Here is a 19582-nt window from a genome sequence, read left to right as displayed (position 1 = left end):
AAGGGGCTCTGCTAAACTGGGACATCGTCTCTAACGCGAAAGTGATAGCATGGCACATGTTTCGCAAGCCAAGAAGAGACGCTTCCAACTCATTCTGATCAAGCCCTCGCACTATGACGACGATGGCTACGTGATCCGCTGGTGGCGGCCGATGATCCCTTCGAACTCACTCGCCGCCCTCTATGGCCTTGCCGCTGACTGCGCCGAGCGTGAGGTGCTCGGCCCGGACGTTGCGATCGACATCACAGCGATCGACGAGACGAATACGCATATCGATTTTCCGGCCCTTCTGCGCCGGCTTGGCGGACACGACAATTTTGGCCTGGTGGCGCTTGTGGGTGTCCAATCCAACCAGTATCCGCGTGCCCTCGATATTGCGCTGCCATTCCGTGAGGCCGGCATACCGGTTGCCATGGGCGGCTTTCACGTGTCGGGCTGCATTGCCATGCTTGAAGGCACGGCGGTGGACCTCGACTCATGCCGGAAGATGGGCATTGCCATGTTCGCAGGCGAGGCGGAGGGTCGACTTGATACCGTGCTGTGCGACGCGGCCAGGGGCCGGCTGGAGCCGATCTACAACTTCATGGACGATCTGCCCGGCATTGGCGGCACGCCCGTCCCGTTCCTGCCGAAGGAAAATGTCGGACGCACGCTCGGCTTGAGCACGAGCTTCGATGCCGGGCGCGGCTGTCCCTACCAATGTTCCTTCTGCACGATCATCAACGTGCAGGGGCGCAAGTCGCGCTTCCGCTCGGCCGATGACGTCGAGAAGCTCGTGCGGATGAACTGGGCACAGGGCGTCCACAAATTCTTCATCACCGACGATAATTTCGCCCGCAACAAGGAATGGGAGCCGATCTTTGACCGGCTGATCGAACTGCGAGAGAAGGACCGTATTCCGCTCGGCCTGATGATCCAGGTAGACACGCTCTGCCACAAGATCCCGAATTTCATCGAAAAGGCAAAGCGTGCCGGCGTTACCCGCGTTTTCATCGGCCTCGAAAACGTCAACCCCGACAACCTCACCTCGGCAAAGAAGAACCAGAACAAGATCACCGAATACAGGAAAATGCTGCTTGCCTGGAAGGCGCAGGGCATCATCACGCTCGCAGGCTATATCCTCGGCTTTCCGGCCGATACGCCCGAGACCATCCGGCGCGACATCGCCATCATTCAACACGAACTGCCGATCGACATCGTCGAGTTCTTCATCCTCACACCATTGCCCGGTTCGGAGGATCACCAGAAGCTCTGGCAAAGCGGTATCGAGATGCGGGCCGATCTCAACGTGTATGATGTCGAGCATGTGTGCACGGCGCATCCGAAGATGAGCCGGGAAGCGTGGGAGGGAATATACCGCGAGGCATGGCAGCTCTATTACTCGCCCGAGCACATGCGGACGCTGCTGCGCCGCGCGGCCGCGACAGGCGTGCCGATCGGGAGCCTCGTCAAGCTGCTCGTTTCCTTCGCAACGACGGTGCCGCTTGAAAACGTGCATCCACTGCAGAGCGGACTTCTGCGCCTGAAGCAACCGTCTGAGCGGCGGCCAGGCCTGGAGCCGGTCCATCCGCTGATCTTCTGGCCGCAATTTGTCTGGGAGACGCTGCGCAAGCATGTGGCGCTCGCGGGCACCATCATCCGATTGACGGCTGCCGCCTACCGGATCTCCCGCGATCCGGCTTCAAAGGGCTACATGGATCAGGCGCTGATGCCGGTCGGAGCCGACGAAGAGGAAACGCGCGATCTGTTCACCAAGACCGCCGGCGGTACGGCAGCGGTGGCGCACGTAAAGAAGGTCGCGGCGCTCACCCACTCCAATTCGGCCGGCTAATTACTCCACGAACACCCGCACGCTCGCCGCCCGGCCGGCGGCGTCGATCACCGTCAGCGTCGAATAGCCGGCGCCGTCGGGCACCCATTCGGCGGTGCGCCGGCGCGAGCTTTCCGGCAGCATCTTCCCGTTGGCGAGCCAGCGGAACGGGGCGCGGCCACCCTGCAGTTTTAGCGCCAACGGCGCGATCGCGCTGCCGGATCTGGCGCCCAGCTCCACATGCGCGCCTTCCGGCGGATAGACGATCTGCGGCGCTGGTTCGCGCGCGGTGGCCGAGACGAGGCCGCTGTCGGTGCGGGCGAAACGGCGCAGGCCGACCGGCAGTTCGGACTGGGCGATCCTGACTGCGCCGGCCGGCGCCTTCGGAAGCGGCGTGATCGCGACGCCGGATTTGGAGAATGCCTCGAACAGGATCGGGGCGGCGGCCTCGTAGCCGGTCAGGCCAGGGACGGCGGCGTTGTCGGCGCGGCCGACCCAGACGCCGAGTACGTGGCGGCCGTCGTAGCCGACCGACCAGGCGTCGCGGTAGCCGTAGCTGGTGCCGGTCTTGTAGGCGATGCCGAGCCTTCGACTGCCGCGCGGCGGCAGCACGGCGGACAGCGTGTCGGTGACGTTCCAGACGGCGGCGGGGTCGAGCAATGGATCGCCGACAACCACTTCCTGAGAGCGGTCGACGCCGTCGCCGAGCCGCACGACCTTGCCCTCGTTGGCAAGCGCGGCATAGAGCTGGACGAGGTCGCGCAGCTTGATGCCGGCGCCGCCAAGGCCGATCGCCAGGCCCGGTGCCTCACCGGCGGGCAGCGCGAGCCGGACATCGGCGCGGCGCAGCCGCACTGTCAGCCGCGTCGGACCGACGGCGTCGAGCAGTCGTACGGCCGGAACGTTCAGGGACAGCTGCAGCGCCTGGCGCACGCTGACGTCGCCCTGGTAGCTCATGTCGAAATTGCGTGGCCGGTAGCCGAAGAAATCGGCCGGGCGGTCCTCGACGATCGTTTCCTGGGCGACGAGGCCTTCCTCGAAGGCGAGCCCGTAAATGAAGGGTTTCAGCGCCGAGCCGGGCGAGCGGATCTGGCGCGTCATGTCGATCCAGCCGGATCGGGAAGCGTCGAAGTAGTCGGCCGAGCCGACCTCGCCGACGATCGCGCCGGTCCTCGCATCCGCCATTACCATCGCGACGGAGAGTTTCGGGCCGAGCCGCGCGGCGGCGTCGCGGGCGATCGTCTCCAGCGCCTGCTGGATGTCACGGCGAATCGTCGTCTCGTGGCGCTGACGCCCGGGGCTTTTGCGCAGGGCGAGTTCGGAGAGATGCGGCGCTAGCGCCGGAAGCTGCAGCCGGCGCGCGGGGACCGTCTCAGCCGAGGCGCGTTCCGCCTCGCCTTCGCCAATGACGGTCGAAACGGCCATGCGGGTCAGCACACGCGCGCGTGCCGCCTCGGCTTCTTTCGGAAAACGATCCGGGCGGCGGCGCTCGGGCAGTTGCGGCAGGGCGACGAGAAGAGCTGATTCGGTGACCGACAGTCGCCTCGGCTCCTTGCCGAAATAGGAAAGGCTCGCCGCCCGCACGCCTTCGAGATTACCGCCATAGGGGGCGTGGGTGAGGTAAAGGTCGAGGATTTCCGCCTTGGTAAGCCGCCGCTCGATCTGGATCGCGCGGGCGATCTGTCTCATCTTCGCGAGCACCGAACGGTTTTCGCGCGGCTCGATCAGCCGGGCGACCTGCATCGACAGCGTCGAGGCGCCGGAGACGATCCGGCCGTTGCCAAGGAACTGGGCGGCGGCGCGCAAGAGCGCCAGCGGATCGATGCCCCTGTGCTCATAGAAGCGCTGGTCCTCATAGGCGATCAGCATGCGGACGAATTGCGGGTCGACATTCGCTGCCGTCGTCTGCAGCCGCCAGAGGCCCTCCGAGGTCGCAAAGGCGCGCAATAGCCGTCCGTCCGCGTCGACCACCTCGCGCGATACCTCCTTCGCCTTTTCAATCGGCGGTGGATAGGTCCGGTCGGCCCAGTCGAGGCCGTGCAGGAGGGCGGTGCAGAGGACTGCACCGCCAAAAAGGGCAATCAGACCCTTGCGCAGCAGGGACACGGTCTTCTCCCTACTCGGCCAGCACCTGCATCCGCCCCGTTGCCGTGCGGGCGGAGAATTGCGGCCGGTACATGTCCTCGACGGTTGCCGCCGGATGGTCGTAGGTGCCGGGCGTCACGGCTCGCACCACATAGGCGAGCGTGATGTCGTCGCCGCTGCCGCCCTGGCGGTCGAAGGCGGCGACGAAGCGGTCGCTGCGGAACTCGGTGTGCGCCGCCTCGACCTCGCCGATCCACTCGAAATTGGAGAGGTCGGCGCTGCTGACGAGGCTCGGATTGTCGATCTCCAGCCCGGCCGGCAAGAGGTCGGTGATCAGCACGCGAGACCGCCAGGGATTGTTCTCAGTGACCTTCAGCACGACGACATAGCGCTCGTTCTGGCGGGCCTCGGAGATCGTCGCCGGTTCACCGTCGAGCGTGTAGTAGCTGCGCTCGATGGCGTAGCCGTCGCCGCCGGCCGGCAGCGGCTGGACAGGCGCCGCGACCGTCGTCAATACGGTGGAGACAGGCTCCTTGCCGCGGTTGACGATGGTGACCGGCTCATGCAGCAGGTCCTCGCCGCTCATGCGGGCGGCATAGCGGCCGTCGTGCTCGGCGCCGTTGACCTCGAGGCGAAGCGATTTGTCCTCGTTCAGGATCGCGCGGGCGGCGAGCAGCATCCAGGTCTGCTCCTGGGTGCTGGTATAGGCCTTGCGCTGCCATTCGCCGGCAACGATTTTCGCCATTTCCGGAATGATCGTCGGGGCCGGATTGCTTTCGGCCGCGAGCGCCAGCACCGCCGCGCCGTCACGCAGCGCCGAGCCGTAGTCGGACCGTTCCAGACTGACATTGGTGACATTGCTCGACATGCGCAGCGATTCCCGGAAGATCTGCGCGGAGCGTTGCGCGTCGCCATAGAGCCCGAGGGCGGCGGCGATATGCGCCTTGGCGAGTGGGGTCGGAAACTCGGAGAGGCGCGTGTCGGCGTAGTAGCGCAGGTCGCTGATCGCGGCCTTGCGGTTGCGCGCCAACACATAGAGCGCATAGGCGATCTCGTTGCCGCGCTCCTGCACGTTGTTGTCGTAGGAGAGTGCGTTCTGGAGATTGTCCAGCGCCTGCACCATCGCCTGTTCCGGAACCTCGAACTTCTGCTCGCGGGCTCGGGTCAGGAAATCGCTTATGTAGGCATCGAGCCAGAGGTCGCCATAGCCCGGTCCCCACAGGCCGAAGCTACCGGAGGAGGACTGGTTGGAGAGCACCCGATAGATCGCTTCCTGCACCCGCTTCTTCGTCTCGTCGTCGTCGGGAAGGCCAGTGTCCTTCGAGAGTTCGCTAAGATAGAGCAGCGGCAGGGCGCGGCTGGTGATCTGCTCGGCGCAGCCATAGGGGTAGCGATCGAGCGTCATCAGCAGAGCGGGGATGTCGAAGGCACTGGAGCGCGAGACGTTGAGCGCCACCGAGGCGCTGCCGAGGATGCTGTCGGCGAGCAGTTGGTCATCGATCGTCAGGCTACCGCCGGCGGCAAGCTCCAGCACACGCCGGGTGGTAATCGGTAGGGTCGAAGGCCGCACGGGGATATCGAGCGACTGCTCCCAGGAATGGCCCGCGCTGTCCGACAGCGCGACGGTCACGACGCCGTCGCCGACCTCGCCGCCGATCAGCGGCAGCGTCAGGTCGGCCTTGCCTCCGGCTTCGAGACGGACGGTTTGCGCAGCCCCGGTCTGCTCGACCATCACCGCCTTGTTGTGGGTGACGCCGAGTTGGTAGTCGCCGGCGGGTGCATCCGTATTGGCGATGTCGAGGCGCAAGCTGGCTCGGTCCCCGGGCGCCAAAAATTTCGGCAGGCTGGCGGTTACGACCACCGGATCGCGGATGATGACGTCAGCCGTGCCGTGGCCGATGCCGTCCTTCGACCAGGCGACGGCCATGACGCGGGCGGTGCCGTTGAACTGCGGAATATCGAACGAGACCTTCGCCTTGCCCTCCGCGTCGAGTTTCACGGGGCCGGTGAAGAAGGCGACGAGCTTCTGCGTCGGCGGGCTGCCCTCCAGCGCCATCTGGCCGCCGTCGCCGCCGGTGCGAAGGCGTCCTGCTGCCCCGAGCGAGCCGTCGATCAGCCGGCCGTAAAGGTCGCGGATTTCAAGACCCAACCGGCGCTGGCCGAAATACCAGCCGTCCGGATCGGGTGCCTCGTAGCGGGTGAGATTGAGGATGCCGACGTCCACGGCGGCGACCGTCACGTAAGCGTCCTCGTTCGCGCCGGCGCCTGCGACCGAGACCGCGATATCGAGCGGCTGGCGCGGCAGCGTCTTTTCCGGCGCGCCGAGGCTCACGGTGAGTTTGCGCCCGGCCGGGTCCACTTTCAGCCATTTGACGCCGATGGCGCGCATCGGCATGCGGCTCTCCCGGTCGTCGCCGGGACGGTAGAGCGTGGCAGTGACGTAGGCACCCGCACCCCAGTCGGCGGTGACGGGGATCTCGACCTCGCCGCCGGTCTCACTGAGCGAGGCGGTGCTGGCGGAGATAAGGCTCTCCGTGCCGTTGGTGACGAGAAGCTCGCCGGCATAGCGCGAGGAGACCTTCAGCTTCGCCGTCTCGCCGATCGCATAGCTCTCCTTGTCGAGAGCGATTTCCAGCGCATCCGGCGTCTCCGTCGAGGTCGCCTCGACATACCAGCCGGCGTCGAATTCGATGCTCGTCGCCGGCCCGTCGGCGGAGGCGGACTCGACTTCGAGCCGATAGCGGCCCCAGCTAACGGGAACCGCGATGTCCGCGCCATCCGCGGTGACGTCGATCACGCCGGCCTCGACCTGCTTCGTCGAAAGGATCGGCTCGTAGCGCCAGGAGCTGCCGTCACGGTACCATTGGTAGTCGCGCTGGACGCTGAGCAGTTTCCACGGCAGGCCGTTCATCGCCTGCTTCGTTCCGTCCGGACTTGCGACGATCACATGGAAGCGGGCGACGGAGTTCTCCGGCACGTCGCCCGCGGCCGCCGGGCGGATGCCGATCATCGGCCCCTCGGACCGGACGGGCAGTGTCAGCGAACGCTCGACGGCACGGCCGCCGGCCTCGCTCATGCGAACCGTGACGGCGGCGTTCAGCAACTGGGTCGTGGCGGGGCGTTCGCTGACATCCACATCGAAGGTTGCCTTGCCATCTTCGTCGAGCGGTTGAAGGCCCTCGATCGGCACGCGGTTTTCCTCCATCGCCTCCTCGTCGGCGAGGCCGAAGAGGTAGCCCTTGAAGTGTTCGCTTTCGCGCGCCGGCTTGAGCGCGACATCGCCTTCGATGTCGAGGCCGGCGGCAGGAGCGCCGTAGAGATAACGGCCATCGACATCGATCGCGACCGGCGTACCGCTGACAATCTCGTTGGCGGCGCTCGTCAGGTCGAATTCGGTGCGATCCGGCACGAAGTCGTCGATAAGGAAGGTTTTGTCGGCGAGCGCCGGCGCCTTCGGATCGGTGTAGATCTGCATCGTCCAACTGCCGCGCATCGCATTCGGCTGGATCGCATAGTCTACGACGTAGCCGCCAAGCTTGCTGTCGTTGCTGATGTTGCGACGGTCCTCGACGCCGTCGGGGCGGGTGAAGACGAAGGTCAGCGGCAGCTTCTCGATCGCCCTTGCCTCGATGTCGCGGGCAAGGGCTGCGACGTGAACGGTCTCGCCGGCGCGGTAGATGCCGCGCTCGGTCCAGGCGAAGATATCGATCGCGCCGGGGGCCGGGCGTCCGGTGACGCCACGGTCGGACAGATCGAAGCCGGCGCGGGTCATGTCGAGGAAGACGTAGTCCGACGTGCCGTTCCGCGCCGTTAGTACGGCTGGCATCATGGCGGCCGTGCCGCGGATCAGCCCGGCGGTGAAGGTGGCGCGTCCATCGGCATCGGTCATCGCCGTGCCGAGGATTTCATTGTTCTTGGCGAGTAACTGCAGTTCGACGCCTGCCATGGGCTTGGCGCTGCTCAGCGCCCGCGCAAAGATATGGAGGCCGTCCGTGCCGGCGAATGTCGAAAGCCCGATGTCGGAGACAAGGAACCACTGGGTGGCCTTGGCATCCCAGTCGCGCTTCGGTCCGTTCGCGGCCGTGGCCGTCAGCACGTAGATGCCGGGCTGGCGCTGCGGCAGCGCCTCGTCGACCGGAAACGAGGTCACGACGTCCTTGTTGAGATCGCGCTGCATGTCGATCTGGCCCTGCCAGACGAGTTCGCCGATCTCGCTCTCGATGCGGCTGGCGCCGTAGCCGTCGAGTTGGGTGAGAAACTGCGAGCCGGCGAGCAGCGAGGTTATGTTGCGGTCACCGACGCGGTACAGCTTCAGGTCGGCGCTTTCAGTGTTGACCGAGATCATCGGAATGCCGCGACGTGCGGTGCTCGGCAGGACGAAGCTGTCGCCGGTGAAGCGCACGCTGGGGCTGCGGTCCTGCACGTAGATGTCGAGCTCGACCGGCGATTCGAGGTTTTCGTCGACCGAAGACGGCAGGCCCTGACGGAAGGCAAGCTTGTAGCGCTGGCCGTGGTTCAGCCCCTCCACGCAGATCTGGTTGTCCTTCGCCTCGACGCCCTTCGGCGCCTTGCCGTCGAGCGTCACGAAGCTCGCATAGTCCGCGCCGAACTTCACCAGCGGCTCGGAGAACTGCACGCAGGCGCGCGGGCTGACGCTGTCGTTGTCGATCGTATGCTGGACGACGCGAAAACCCTGGCGCGCCTTCAGGTCGAGATAGGCGGCGCGCACAGTCGGGTCCTCGACAAGCGCAAGGCTCGCCTTGTAGGCGTCTATTCCGGCGCGATAGTTGGCGGATTTGTCCAGCGTTTCGGCGAGCACGGCCAGCGCCTGCGCCCGGGCCGACGTGGTGCGCGTCAGCCAGTAGGCATTCAGGGCGGCAAGCGGCCCCTGGCCGGTCAGATAGGAATTGTCCGTTGCCAGCGCTGCGGCCTGCGCCATCTCGATCCACAGATGACGGTCGTCGGGTGCAAGCGACAACGCCCCCTTGTAGGCGTCGAGGGCTTCGGAGACGCGTCCGGACGATATTTCGATGCGGCCGAGCGAAGCGAGGCTTTCGGCCCCTTGGCCTTCCTGCGTGCCGAGCAGTGCGAGGTTGGTCTTCAGCGCCCGCGCTTCCGCTACCATCCCCTCAGGAATGAAATCGAGCGAAGGGGCGGCACCGACATCGGGCTCGCCGTCGGTGAGCACTATCTTGCCGGCGGTCGTGCCGGGGAAACCGTTCAGCTGGCTGAAGTCGGACTTGAGGAAGCACCACTTCACCTTCGGGTTATAGGTGAAGGCGCGGCAGGACATGTCGTCAATGCAGCTGGTTTTGCATTGGTCGAGCGTGACGTTCTGGACGGTGCGCAGGTCGAAGCCAAAATAGTCGCCATTCTCCGTGGTGACGATCGAGCGCTTTGTCTCGGCAGCCTGTCCCGGAAATGCGCTTGCTGCGATGGCGAGGAAGATTGCGGAAAAACCGATAAACGCACGCATAGACCCAAATCCTCCAAACGCCGCCAGACACAAAGCACTTTTGAGACATCGGCCCGGCATGTCAACCGATGGTCGTATTCAAGCGGATACTGCACAAGACGATCGGATTGGCGGCCTGTTCCAGGGATAATACGGGCGAGCCATCGCTTTTCATCGCCGGTCAAGAGGTAGCTTTCTTGCCGTCTCCGATGCCGTTGACGACCAGCTTGGCGCGCACCCCCTCATAGTAGCGCGACAGACCCGGCAGCGCCGCGGTCAATTCATTGAAGAGCGGGTCTTCGGCCTGCAATGTGCCGTCATAGCGGGCGGTGATGAACCGGTTGTGCTTGGCGGCCATCCCGTCCGGAATATCGGCCAGGGCAGTGAAGACCGGGGAGGCGACCGTACGTCCCTTCACGGTGATGCGATCCAGCTCGAGGCTGACGAAACGGTCCGCCAGAAGGGCAGTGCCTTCGCCGATCAGCAGCGGCACCCCGTAGTTCTTCGATGCGCCTTCGAGGCGGGAGGCGAGGTTCACGGAATCACCCAGCACCGAATAGTCAAACCGTTGGGAGGAGCCCATATTTCCGACGACGCAATCGCCGGTGTTGATGCCGATGCCGATCCGAAGTTCATGGTAGGCCGAGCCGCGTTCGACTGCCTCGCGCTTCAGCTCGACATTCAGCGTCTCCATCCGGGCCAGCATGTCGATCGCCGCCGCGACGGCATGATTGGCGTGATCGTCATCGTCCAGAGGTGCGTTCCAGAAGGCCATCAGGCAGTCGCCGATGTATTTGTCGATTGTCCCGCCGTGGCCAAGCACGATCTCCGACAGGGGCGTCAGCAGGCGGTTGATCAAGTTGGTCAGTTGCTCCGGGTCGTCCTTCATCGTCTCGGCGATGGTGGTGAAGCCGCGCACGTCGCAAAAGAGGATGGAAAGCGTGCGCCGTTCGCCACCGAGGCGCAGTTGCGACGGGTCGCGGGCGAGCCGCTCGACGAGCGCGGGCGACAGGTACTGGGAAAAGGCGCGTGTGATCTGCTTTCGGTTGCGCCGCTCGTCGGCGTAGTCGAACGCCGCCTGGCCAACCGCGACCGAGACAAAGGCGAGCGCCGGCCCGAGCGGCGAGACGAAGAGGTAGGCGTGGCGGATCAGCAGGAAGCTGATCGTGGCAAGCGCCAGCGTCACGGCGAGTGCGACCGCGGCGGTCTGCCAGCGGGTCGAGCGCCAGACGGTGAAGGCCGCAAGAATCGCCGAGAGCGTGATACCGATCAGCACCAGTGGCGATTCCGCCCGCCGGATGGCGCTGCCCTTGGTGATGTTGTCGAAGAGCGTCGCCTGGATTTCGACGCCGGCCACGAGGCGGCCGGTATGCACGGTATAGGGGGTCGCAAACGCGTCGGCGCCGCCATGGTCGATTTCCGGCGCATTCTGCAGGCTGAGGCCGACGATCACCACCCGGTCGCGGAAGAAGTCCTTCGGCAGGAAGTTTTCCGGATCGAGGGCCTGGTAATAGGAAACGGTCGGATAGCTGCGGGCCGCGCCATAGGATTGGATCATCCAGTCGCCCGGCGGCAGCTCGTGCGGCTGGCCGGCGACGCGGGCAAGCTGGCGGGAGAGCGCATCGTCGTAGCGCGGCAGATCGCGGAAGATGCCGTCACCGCCGAGCGTGATCGAGGCCATGCCGGTGACGGCGCCGGCCTCGCTGAAAAGCGGCAACGGCGTCGTCCGGACGAGCTGTTCCGCCTGCGGAGTGACGATCACGCTCTCGTCGCCGGCAAGCACCACATCGGGACCAAGGGCTGCAGCGAGTGCCGCGTCGCGTTCGGGTGCCGATGGTTCGGCGAAGATGATGTCGAGCGCGATCGCCTTTGCGCCGGCGGCGCGCAGCGCGGTGATCAGGCGCGCGTGAATGTCGCGCGGCCAGGGCCACTGCACGTTCAGTTCGGCAAGCGAGGGCTCGTCGATCGCGACCACGATCGGGCTGTCTGCGGGTGGGGCTGGGTCGTCCAGCGTCGACAGGTAGTCGAAGCTGCGAAGCTCCTGCAGCGACCAGCCCGGCAGGCGCGTGAGCGCAGAGACGATGAGAATGGTGGCAACGGTCAGCAGCACCAGCCGAAGTCTGCGACTGATCTTCGGCGTGCCGGCGACGTTTCTGGCTGGAGGTGGGTGGGACGTGTTTTCCATCAGAACCGAACTTTAACCGCACCCTTGAAGCTGCGGCCCCATCCGGGAATGCCGGTCGCCACCTCAAAATCCTCGTCGAACAGGTTGAACGCCGCCAGGCTGAGCTCAAAGCGCTTGTCGAGCGGCTCCCAGGTCACCGCGGCGTCGAGCGTCCAGTAGGCGTCCAACTCCTGGGGAAGGAGGAAGTCGTCGGTCGGGTCGCCTGGCGTGCCGCCGTCGCCCAGGAAGATCGTCTCATTGCCCGAGCGCTTGCCGATATAGTTTGCCGCTACCGTCGCCTTGATGTTGGCTTCGTTGACCCAGGTAAGGGCAACCTGTCCCGCCCATTCCGGCACGAAGGGCAAGGACCTGCCCTCGTCCAAGCTGTCGGGATCCTGGTTTTCCGAATTGATGTAGGCGAGGGTCCCGGAGAGACCAAAGCCGTGACCGATATGGACGTTCGAAGTCACGCTTGCTCGGTCGAGGCGCCCGTCCGTCAGCCCAATGATGTCCGGCAGGAAAAGCGAATCCCAGGTTGCAGGATGTCCGATACTGAAATCTTCGAGGTCCTGATGCTGGAATTCGACGCCTGTGAAGAGCCAGTCGCTCCATTCGGAATCCCAGCGAGCCGCTATCGTGTCGACGTTTCCGTCGATGGCAAGTCCTGCCTGGTTCGGCTGAAGGCCGACGGTGCTGACCGGGGATAGCGTGTTGACGTCGAAGTCGTAGCTCTGGCCAATGTAGGCGGCGCGCAGCCATTGTCCGTCCGTCGGAGCAAAGGCAATGCCGGCGCGCGGATCGACCCGGCGTGTTTCGACGATATCGCTGTCGGCATACGTGCCAAACAGGCCGTACTCTGCCTTCAGCGCAGGGTTGATCTCGTGGAGGACGTCCACGTAAAGGCGCCCATAGTCGACCCTGGTATCGATCGGCTCCGAAATGAGCGTTCCGCCGTAGCCCAGATCGACGATGCCTCCCTCGACACCGTATCGCCAGGTCAGGTCCCCGGCGGCGACTGTGTGGTTCAGGGCGCCAACATAACTTGTCTGGCGTGAGTCGATCGTGCCGATTGGTGCCAGGCCCGTCAAAGTGAAATCTTCGCGGCTTTCGGTGTCGCCGTAGAAGAAGGCGGCGTTCAGCACGTTCTCGAAACTGAACGTGTGGCTCCAGCCGATCCCTGCCGCGGTCGTCTTCAGACTTTCGTCGCGGTCGATCGTGAAGGCGGGATAGAACGTGCTGAGATCGAACCGGCTGTCGAAATGCTGACCATAGGCCACGAAGCGGTCGTCCGGCGTCGGAGTTGCGGTGAGATAGCCGACGCCGCTGACCAGTCTCGTCTCGCCCTCATAGTCGCTTGGCGGAATGGTGCTGCTACCGGAAAACGGCGTATTGACCCATTGGAGGCTGGCCAGCGTGCTGACCGGGAATGGCAGGTTGCTGAAGCTCTGCCAACTGCCTTCGTAGATGGGGCGGGAGTCGCCGTTAAAGCTCGAAAAGCCGTAGCCAAGCTCCACTTCGGCGAAGGGATAGCGGATGTAGTACGGCCGGGCCGATGGTCCTGCCAGCATATGCGGGTCGTACAGCAATCCCTGCATGAAGGACGAGAAGGTCGCCTTATTCTGGGTCGGCTCGATTCCGTCGCTGCCATACAGGTGGGCGTTCAGGAACGGGTTGACGCTGCCGTGGAGCGTCTGGTCGATATAGGACGTCCCGGTGAACGGGTCGAAGGTGATGTCGCCGTAGAACTGTCCCCAGGCGTTCAGGCCCTGCAGGCGAAACGCGTTGTTGAGGGTCGAACCGGCGTCATGGTTGAAGCTGATGGCCGCGTGCTCGCCTCCGGTTGCGCGCAGCCGACGCAGATATTCCTGAGCGGCGGCAATGGCGCCGTCCGAATCGTATTCGTCGATTGCGACGCTTGCCCTGAACGATGGGATGACCGGATCGTTCGGGTCCAGACGATCGGCATTGTCCAACGCCTGCCGGGCGGCGTCGCGATTGCGCTGCTCCTGATGGGCGACGGCAAGCAGGAGTTGGCCTTGCGAGTAGGCGGGGTTTGCGACGGTGCCCTTGAGGAGGTCCTCGGTCGCTTTCTCCAGGTCACCGGTCTGCAGGTGGTAGCGGCCGCGCGCGATCAGGGCGAGGTCGAAGCCGGGGTCGAGCTCCATCACCCGGTCGATCTCGCGCTTGGCTTCGCGCACGCGGTCCTGGTCGAGGTAGAGAATGGCGAGGTTGGTGTGGGCGGCGACGTCTTCGGGGTCCAGCTCGATTGCCCGCAACAACGCCGCCTCGGCCGACTGCATGTCGCCCCGTGCCGACTGGACCAACCCGAGATCGTTCCAGAGGTTCGTCGAGCCGGGGGCGATCTTCAGGGCGGCGTCGATATCTTCGATGGCGGTGTCGATGTTACCCTCGATATCGGCGCGGTAGCGGGCGCGGGCCTGGAGCGCGACCGGATGCGTCGGATCAAGCGATAGGGACCGGTCCATCGCCTCCTTCATCTGCTCGCGATCGTTCAGGAGCAGAGCGAAGAATGCCCGGTAGGCCGGGAGCGTCGGGTCGTCGGGGTAGTTCCGTTCCGCGTCTTTGATGATGTCCAGCGCCGCCCGGATATTCTCCATGAAACCGGCGGCATAGGCCTTGGTGAAGGCGCCATATGGGCCGGTCACCCGCCGCGGAGCTTTCTCCAGTCGATCAGGGTTAACCAGCGCGCGGGCGAAAAAGCCGCCATAGTCGGCAACGCTACCGCGTTTCGCATCGAGTCCGGGCCGCGCGCGGGCGAAGAGGCGGGCCGCGTCATCAAAGCGGAGTTCCGCTCCGGCGACGAGCGCATCAAGGAAATCGACCCGCGCGCGCTGGGCGGCCGAGAGCTTCATTGCACGTGCGTGGTCGAGCGAAGCGATCGCCTTCTGCCGGCCTTCCAATGAGAGCTGGGTTTCGGCCAGCGTCAGCCAGTCCTCGGCGCTGCGCTCCGCCTCGGGTTTCGCATCGATGCGGTCGATCGCCTGCCGCATCTGCGGAACCTTCAGCGGCGAAGCGGGCATGAAGGTGAAGGCGTCGCGCAGGGACAGATAGAACAGCATCTGCTCGCGATCGTCGGAACTGACGACGATAACCTTCTGCGGTGCCTGGCCGATGCGGGCAACGGCCGCCTCTCCCTGGCCAACCTGCACGCTGCCATGCTCGTTCACCAGTTCGACGCTGCCCTCGAGCACGACCAGCGAGGTCTTGTCGCCGTCGACGGTCAGTGACCAGTCCGTGCCGCGGATCGCGGCCGCAGCCGCCGGCGTCTCCACCTTGAGGGCCTGGCCGCCGCGCTGGGCGCGGGCCCAAAGGGTGCCGGCTTGAAGATCCAGCACGGTATCGCCGGAAGCGCCCATCTGCCGGACCAGCATCGATGAGTTGCGACCGAGGCGCACCTGGGTGTTGTCGGCGAAAAGCACGGCAAGCTGGCCGATGGCATTGGTGCGCAACGCATCGCCGGTCAGCAGATCCTGGTTGAGGTCGACACCGTGCCAGCTGGAAACGTCATGGAAGCGGACTTCCTCGCCGGACTTGCGGGCGATGACGGACCCGGCGGCGGGCCCCGCGCGCGGGATTGGCTCGCCATGGGCGGCCGTCAAACCCCAGGCGGCAACGAGCGGCAGTGTCGCGATTGTCCTCAGACCGGATTGCATCCCCATCGGCGCAAGAACTGACAGCCATCGCGCAAATGTCAAGCAGGTCCGGAAAACGCTGTTGCTTTTGGCAGCGGCTGTATTAACACGGAAACACAATGGAGGGGTGGTCATTTCATGACAGACGCTGGAGCTACCTTGGATAAAGTGATCATCGAGAAAGCTTCTGGAGAACAGAATATTTCTTTTGAGCATTTCAACCATGTGAAGAAGGTGAATGACGTATTCTACGACCAGGTAAAGTCAGCGGATCAGAAGGCAGCCTACATTTTTACCTTCATGCTTGCCTTTCTCATGTGGTCGGCGGAGGGGCAGGGAGTATTCAACGCAAGCCGCTACACGGGCGCCAACCCACTGTTTGGTCTATTGTCGGCTTTTCTCGCGGTTTCGATCGTTTTTACCATCATCTGTGCCATTCTCGTCGTTCTGCCGCGACGGGTGAACAGCGGTACGTCCCTGTTCTGGGGTGCGTGGTCAGCCCAGCGCGCTCGCCTCGTCGATGCAAACGAAACGGGCGATATGGCCTATCTATTCAGGCAGTATATGGAAAATGCGGACGCGATGGCGCAGCTTGCGATCAACAAGTACCGGATGGTTCGTTTCGCGTTCCGCGGACTGCTGACGACTGTTGTCGCCTACGTCGTACTGCTGCTCACGCGCGGTTGAAGCGCGTTAAGGCGGCGTTGGCCTTTCGGCTCCAGCGCATTGCTTGAGGTGCTGCCCGGGAAAGGGCGGTCGAACGACGACAGAACAGAAGAGGTCGACTGCGCGTCAGAGCGCGCAGGACGGGTGACCGTGGCGGTAGTATCGCTGGTGCTTGGCGCTGCGCTCAGGCGGCAAGCATCTTGTTGACCTCGTCGACGAGGTCGCGGAGGTGAAACGGCTTGGACAGAACCTTGGCGTCCTTGGGGGCCTTGGAATCCGGGTTCAGCGCAACGGCGGCAAAGCCGGTGATGAACATGACCTTCAGGTCCGGGTCGAGTTCGGTGGCGCGGCGCGCAAGCTCGATCCCATCCATTTCCGGCATGACGATGTCGGTCAAAAGCAGCGAGAACGGCTCCTCGCGCAGCCGATCGTAGGCGCTCGCGCCGTTGTCATAGGACATGACCTTATAGCCCGCCTTCTCCAGCGCCTTCACGAGGAAGCGGCGCATATCATTGTCATCTTCGGCGAGAAGGATCTTGAAACTCATGGTACTCGGAAGCCGTTACTGCTGGTTGTCTTGCCTGTGCGGCGGTTCTGATACGAAAAACGATTTCGGTAAATATCCCGTGAATGGAGGCATCTGCCGACTCGCTGGTCGTTGTGACGACTATGGACACGTGAGCCCGCCGCTGGCAACATACAAGAACTCGCGATTTTGTCACATGGTAAAGGACCGCAATGGCTCCGGAATACAGCGAAAACGGCCTCTTTGAGGTTCTGGAGCCGGCTTCGCAGACCATTCCGCTGGTGTTTAACTCCCCGCATAGCGGTCGCGCCTATCCACAGGGATTCGTCCTTGATTCGCGGCTCGATGCCCATTCCCTGCGCCGGTCCGAAGATCACTATGTCGACGAGCTTTTCCATGCGGCGCCCGGCCTGGGCGCGCCGATGTTGCTCGCGCACTTTCCGCGAGCGTTCCTCGACGTCAACCGTGAGCCCTACGAACTCGACCCGCGCATGTTCGACGGATCGCTTCCGCCCTATGCAAACGTGAGTTCGATGCGGGTCGCCGGCGGACTCGGCACGATCCCGCGCGTTGTGGCGGAGAACATGGAGATCTACCAGCGGCGCTTGCCGGTCGGTGAGGCGCTGGCGCGAATCGAGAACATCTACAAACCCTATCATGCCCGCCTGCGCAGCCTCATCGTGCAGACCCACCTGCAATTCGGGTTCTCCGTCCTGATCGATTGCCACTCCATGCCCGGCAATATTCGTGTCGCCGGCGGGGTGCGGCCGGACTTCATCATCGGCGATCGCTACGGCACGAGCGCGGCCGGCGACCTTTCGCGCACGCTGGTGCGGTTGTTCGAGGACATGGGCTTCGTCGTGGCGCGCAACAAACCCTATGCCGGCGGCTTCATCACTGAGCACTACGGGCGGCCCGCAAAGGGGCTGCATGCCTTGCAGATCGAGGTGAACCGCGCGCTCTACGTGGACGAGACCACACTGGCCAAGAAGCCGGATTTCGAGACCGTGCAGGCCGGGATCTCATGGGCGCTTTCGGAATATGCAAGCTATGTCGAGAAGTACGCATCCGACACCGCGCTTGCTGCCGAATGACGTGGCTGCTGCCCTGACGTCACTCAAAAAAAACCGCGCTTAGCGCGCGGCAAGTCTAGGGAGGAAACACCCGGGAAGGGTCTTCGCAGTCAGAAATGACTGTGAGGAAACGGTAATATTGCACTGCACAATTGTCAAGCGAGCGTGCGAAAAATTGCGCATATGCAATTTTCGATCGATCCATCGGGCGGCAGCTGCCGAAAGCCGCAGGCGGTGTAATCCGGTTCCGTTTTCCTGCGCATTGCTTTATTGACACCACACCTTCCCTGATTTGTGAGATCGCCATGCTTCCCGACCGCGCCTTTTTCGATCAGCTTGCCGACGCCGCCAAGGCGGAAACGCTGCCGCGCTTTCGCGTCGGCGCTGACGTGGTGAACAAGGAGACGAAGGGGTTCGATCCCGTGACTGAAGGCGATCGCGCGGCCGAGGCCGCGATTCGCGCATTGATCACGGAGCGTTTTCCCGAGCATGGGATCCTTGGCGAGGAGCATGGCTCGGTCGGCCTCGATCGGGAGTATGTCTGGGTCATCGATCCGATCGATGGCACCCGCGCCTTCATTTCCGGCGTCCCGGTCTGGGGCACGCTGATCGGCCTCTATCACAAGGGCGAGGCGGTGATGGGTCTGATCGACCAGCCCTTTACCGGCGAGCGCTACTTCGCCGACGGCAGGCAGTCGAACTACAAGGGGCCGGAGGGCTCCCGGGTGCTTGCCACGCGAGCCTGTGAAACTCTCGCCGACGCGACCCTCTTCACCACCTCGCCACACATGTTCGTCGGAGAAGGGCGGGCGCGCTACGAGGCCGTGCAGGACAAGGTGCAGCTGTTCCGTTACGGCGTCGATTGCTACGCCTACGCGTTGCTGGCTGCCGGTCACGTCGATCTCGTGATCGAATCCGGCCTGAAGCCCTATGACGTCGGCGGGCTCATTCCCGTCATCGAGCAGGCTGGCGGCATCATCACCGCCTGGGACGGCGGTCCGGCCGAGATGGGTGGAAGCATCATCGCCGCGGGCAGCCGCGCTGTCTACGAACAGGCAATCGCGATCCTGCAGGGTTAACCGGCCTGACGGGTGAGACCGCCCTCGGCCGGGGGAGGCTGTGCGCTCTCGGCTTTCCGGTCTTGGGCGTCAGGCTCCCAGCGCGGTGCGCTCGGCCTGGCTGCCCGGAATGAACGCGTCTATTGCCGCCATCGCCTGGGCTCGGTAGCGATCGGCCTCGTGGAAGAGTTCGTGACGGGCGCCATCGATCTCGATCAGCCGACCGGCCCGGAACTTTCGCGCCAGGCCATTGAGCACGGTACGGGGGACGATCGGGTCCAGCGTCGGGCAGAGCACGAGCGTCGGAATTCGGATGCGCGTCAGGTGCTCCTGGCGCGAGACGCGGGTGATCGCGGCGAGCATTTCCTTCAGCCACCGCGCAGTCGGCGAGCCGATCGCCAGCTGCGGCTGGGCGTCACAGATCGCCTGGTTGCGCGCGAACCGGCGCCGGTCACTGGTCAGAACGTTTCCCTCGAACGAGGGGCGCGTCCCATCCTTGCGAAAGGTGCGGCCGCCGAGTTGGAAGAAGCTCGCGGTGTTGGCGATGACGGAAATTGAGCGTTGGCTCAACGCCTGGCCAGAAAGCGCCAGGAACGGTGCTGCGAGCACTATGCGGTCGATGCGGCTCTCGAGCTCCGGTGCCTGCGACAGCGCCACCAGCGCCCCCATCGAGTGGGCGACGAGAAAGAAGGGAAGCCGGGTGTCGGGCAGCACTACCTGTTCCAGGAATTGCTTCAGGTCGGCCTCGTAGTCGGAGAACCGTGTCACGTGACCGCGCCGGGGATCGCTCAGCATGCGGCCAGACCCGCCCTGTCCGCGCCAGTCAAAGGTGGCGACCCACAGTCCGTGCGCCGTCAGGTCGGCGATTGTCTCGAAATATTTCTCGATCGATTCGTTGCGTCCCTGCAGCAGCACCACGGTGCCCTTTGCCACCGGCATCGCCGAACGGAAGACGGCATAGCGGATCTTCACTCCGCCCTTGCCCTCGAAGTAGCCGGCGATATGGTTGCCGGGCACCGGATTGTCGGGTGTTGCGTAGAGGATGTCGTCCATATCCGGCCGGCTCAGCATGCGTTGGGAATAGGAAGCCTA

At 64.2% G+C, this 19582-nt stretch carries 10 protein-coding genes; 4 read left to right on the top strand and 6 right to left on the bottom strand.

The genetic code is table 11. The features are described 5' to 3' along the window. Nucleotides 1-49: 49 nt before the first annotated feature. Nucleotides 50-1831, top strand: coding sequence for a B12-binding domain-containing radical SAM protein (locus AC1DDS_RS12160; RefSeq protein ID WP_477479129.1), 1782 nt, complete (start codon nucleotides 50-52; stop codon nucleotides 1829-1831). Here AC1DDS_RS12160 and pbpC read toward each other — a convergent pair whose 3' ends face one another. The 4 genes from pbpC to AC1DDS_RS12140 form a co-directional block, all read right to left on the bottom strand. Then, nucleotides 1832-3916, bottom strand: coding sequence for a penicillin-binding protein 1C (pbpC, locus tag AC1DDS_RS12155; RefSeq protein ID WP_477479128.1), 2085 nt, complete (start codon nucleotides 3914-3916; stop codon nucleotides 1832-1834). A 10-nt stretch (nucleotides 3917-3926) separates the two neighbouring features. Next, nucleotides 3927-9371, bottom strand: a complete 5445-nt coding sequence (locus AC1DDS_RS12150) for an alpha-2-macroglobulin family protein (RefSeq protein ID WP_477479127.1) — start codon at nucleotides 9369-9371, stop codon at nucleotides 3927-3929. A gap of 160 nt (nucleotides 9372-9531) precedes the next feature. Beyond that, nucleotides 9532-11535, bottom strand: a complete 2004-nt coding sequence (locus AC1DDS_RS12145) for a CHASE2 domain-containing protein (protein ID WP_477479126.1) — start codon at nucleotides 11533-11535, stop codon at nucleotides 9532-9534. Continuing rightward, nucleotides 11535-15188, bottom strand: a complete 3654-nt coding sequence (locus AC1DDS_RS12140) for a tetratricopeptide repeat protein (RefSeq protein WP_477479125.1) — start codon at nucleotides 15186-15188, stop codon at nucleotides 11535-11537. Before AC1DDS_RS12140 ends, AC1DDS_RS12145 begins: the two co-directional genes overlap by 1 nt. A gap of 117 nt (nucleotides 15189-15305) precedes the next feature. Between AC1DDS_RS12140 and AC1DDS_RS12135 the strand changes: the two genes are divergently transcribed. Further along, nucleotides 15306-15854 (top strand): Pycsar system effector family protein, encoded by a 549-nt coding sequence (locus AC1DDS_RS12135; protein ID WP_477479124.1) that lies wholly within the window; start codon nucleotides 15306-15308, stop codon nucleotides 15852-15854. Nucleotides 15855-16017: 163 nt separating this feature from the next. Here AC1DDS_RS12135 and cpdR1 read toward each other — a convergent pair whose 3' ends face one another. Further along, entirely contained in the window at nucleotides 16018-16380 is a 363-nt protein-coding gene (gene cpdR1 / locus AC1DDS_RS12130; protein ID WP_192246785.1) for a response regulator CpdR1, read from the bottom strand. 191 nt (nucleotides 16381-16571) lie between these two features. On the opposite strand from cpdR1, the gene AC1DDS_RS12125 reads away from it, so the two are divergent. Both AC1DDS_RS12125 and hisN read left to right on the top strand, forming a co-directional pair. Beyond that, on the top strand, nucleotides 16572-17453 hold the full coding sequence (locus AC1DDS_RS12125; protein WP_477479123.1) for an N-formylglutamate amidohydrolase: 882 nt from the start codon (nucleotides 16572-16574) through the stop codon (nucleotides 17451-17453). A gap of 284 nt (nucleotides 17454-17737) precedes the next feature. Continuing rightward, the gene (hisN, locus tag AC1DDS_RS12120) at nucleotides 17738-18511 is read left to right on the top strand and encodes a histidinol-phosphatase (RefSeq protein ID WP_477479122.1); all 774 of its coding nucleotides are present in this window, start codon (nucleotides 17738-17740) and stop codon (nucleotides 18509-18511) included. Between the two features lie 69 nt (nucleotides 18512-18580). On the opposite strand, the gene AC1DDS_RS12115 is transcribed toward hisN, so the two are convergent. Beyond that, nucleotides 18581-19543 (bottom strand): alpha/beta fold hydrolase, encoded by a 963-nt coding sequence (locus AC1DDS_RS12115; RefSeq protein WP_477479121.1) that lies wholly within the window; start codon nucleotides 19541-19543, stop codon nucleotides 18581-18583. Nucleotides 19544-19582: the final 39 nt, after the last annotated feature.

The sequence above is a fragment of the Mycoplana sp. 10N416 genome (assembly GCF_056394765.1).
Note: the sequence above shows the minus strand (reverse complement) of the source record. Positions and strands in the feature narration are given on the sequence as shown.